The organism is Achromobacter sp., assembly GCF_036567245.1.
Classification (GTDB): Bacteria; Pseudomonadota; Gammaproteobacteria; order Burkholderiales; family Burkholderiaceae_B; genus Achromobacter.
In genome coordinates, this window is record NZ_DATCUY010000213.1 from 1 (window position 1) to 2,229 (window position 2,229).

A 2,229-nucleotide genomic window follows, 5' to 3' on the forward strand; every position below is an offset into this window, starting at 1 on the left:
ACGCGCGTGCGGATGGACGCCTGCCCTGCCGCCAGCCGGTCGCCGGCCTGCAACTTGCGGCCTTGATGGCCGCCGATGGCGCCCAGCGCATAGGTCGAGCGGCTGCCCAGCACCACCGGCACGTCGATGCCGCCGGCCACGGCCAGGCAGGCGCGGGCGCCGGCCTGCACGAAGTCGAACGACAGCCGGCTGCCAGCCTGCACCGCCAGCGCTACGTTGCAGGCCTGTGTCACGCCATCGATCTTGGGGATCATGCTGGCGCCCGTCACGGCGATCACGGCGGCGCGGTGGAACAACAGTTCGGGACCGAGCAGGGTGCATTCCAGCACGGCGGCGTCGGCGGCGTTGCCCACCAGCAGATTGGCCGCCGCCAGCGCGTACTGGTCGAGCGCGCCGGACGGCGGAATGCCCAGGTGGTAGTGGCCTAGTCGGCCCGTGTCCTGCACCGAAGTGGCCAGGCCGGGCTTGATGACTTCGATGATGGGATCGTTAGGCATGGAGCGTCTCCAGCAGTTGGGCGTTGCAGGCATCGGGCGCGCGCTGGAACTCGGCCAGCGAGAACGACACGGGCCGGATGCGCAGCTCGAAGCTGCCGGCCTCGACCTGCGCGGTGGCCTGGTCGTACGCGTCGCGAGTGATGGGCTTGAACTTCACGATGTCGCCCGGGCGGAAGAACACCATGGAATCGCGCAGATGCGCCTGGCGCTGGGCCGGTTCGAAGATTGGCGCGGGCGTGACGCCGAACATCTGGTAGCCGCCCGCGCCGCGCACCGAGTAGATGCAGCCGAAGCAGCCGCCGTGTCCCACCGTGTGCTTGGGAGTGTCGGTACGGGGACGCAGGTATTTCGGGACTTGCAGCTGGCGCTCGCGCTCCACCATCTGGTACATGAAGGGCAATCCAGCCACGAAGCCCACCATGGACACGAACCAGGGCGAGCCGGAATGCGCATCGATGAAAGCCTGCACCGTATCGTGGCCGTTGATGCGGGCGGCGTATTCCAGGTCGGTGGATTCCGGATCCTGGTGCCTTTCGCGAAACCGCATCAGCGTCTCGTGGGTCCAGGGATCGTTGTAGTACACCGGCACTTCGACGATGCGGGTCGCCAGCGTCAGGTTGGCCAGGTCTATGCCTGCCTCCAGCTCGCGCAGCAAAGCCAGCAGGGCGTCCGGGGCGATGCGGTCGGGGTCGTATCGCACCTGGTAGGACGCGTTGGCCGGGCAGATCTCGGTGACGCCGTCGACCGCGCGTTCGCGCAGCGCCCGCGTGATCGCCATGCCCTTGAAAAAGGACTCCAGCGACATGTCCTCGCTGATTTCGACGAAGATGAATTCGTCGCCGCCATGGGTGTAGCGCAAGCTCATTGCCTATCCTCCCGATCCCTTTGCATCCAGGCTTCAAGATAGTTGGTGTGATAGCGGCCCGCCAGCACGTCCGCATCTTCCAGCAGCTCGCGATGCAGGGCCAGTGTCGAATGCACGCCGACCAGTTCGACTTCGTCCAGCGCGCGCGCCATGCGCGCCAACGCCGCCGCGCGGCTTTCGTCCCAGACGATCAGTTTTGCCAGCAGCGAGTCATAGTAGGGCGGCACGGTGCAGCCGGGATACAGCATCGAGTCCACGCGCACGCCGGGTCCGCCGGGCCAGCGCACGTGCTCCACCCGGCCCGGGCTGGGGGCGAAATTGCGGGTGGGATCTTCGGCATTGATGCGGCATTCGATCGCTGCGCCGCGGATGGCGATGTCCTGTTGGCGCCAGCGCAAGGGCTCGCCGTCGGCGATGCGCAGCATCTCGCGCACCAGGTCCACGCCGGTGATGGCTTCGGTGATGGGGTGCTCGACCTGGATGCGGGTGTTCATCTCGATGAAAAAGAACTCGCCCGCGCCGCGGCTGTCGTCGTACAGGTACTCCAGCGTGCCCGCGCCGCGGTATCCGACCGAGCGCGCCAGTTGCGCCGCCGATTCGCACAGCTTTTGCCGGGTGGCGGGGTCCAGAGCGGGCGAGGGCGCTTCCTCCAGCACTTTCTGCCGCCGCCGCTGCAGCGAGCATTCGCGTTCGTACAGGTGCACGGCGTTGTCGCCATCGCCCAGGACCTGCACTTCGATGTGGCGGGCGCGCGGCAGATAGCGTTCCAGGTAGACGCCGGCTTCGCCGAAGGCCGCCTGCGCCTCGGCCTGGGCCTGCGGCATTTGCGCGCGCAGTTCGGCCTCGTCGCGCACCACGCGGATGCCG

General features: G+C 67.6%; 2 protein-coding genes and 1 pseudogene. All 3 read right to left on the reverse strand.

What is annotated here, in order from left to right; all coding sequences use genetic code 11:
* On the reverse strand, window positions 1-497 hold a 497-nt coding region (locus VIR09_RS09250), incomplete at its 3' end, for a biotin-dependent carboxyltransferase family protein (protein ID WP_414639410.1).
* Window positions 490-1,362 carry a 5-oxoprolinase subunit B family protein gene (locus tag VIR09_RS09255; RefSeq protein WP_332012592.1) on the reverse strand — a complete coding sequence of 291 codons (873 nt, stop codon included), beginning with the start codon at window positions 1,360-1,362 and terminating at the stop codon, window positions 490-492. The genes VIR09_RS09250 and VIR09_RS09255, both read right to left, overlap by 8 nt.
* Window positions 1,359-2,229, reverse strand: a pseudogene (locus VIR09_RS09260) (acetyl-CoA carboxylase biotin carboxylase subunit); the annotation flags it as partial. The gene VIR09_RS09255 and the pseudogene VIR09_RS09260, both read right to left, overlap by 4 nt.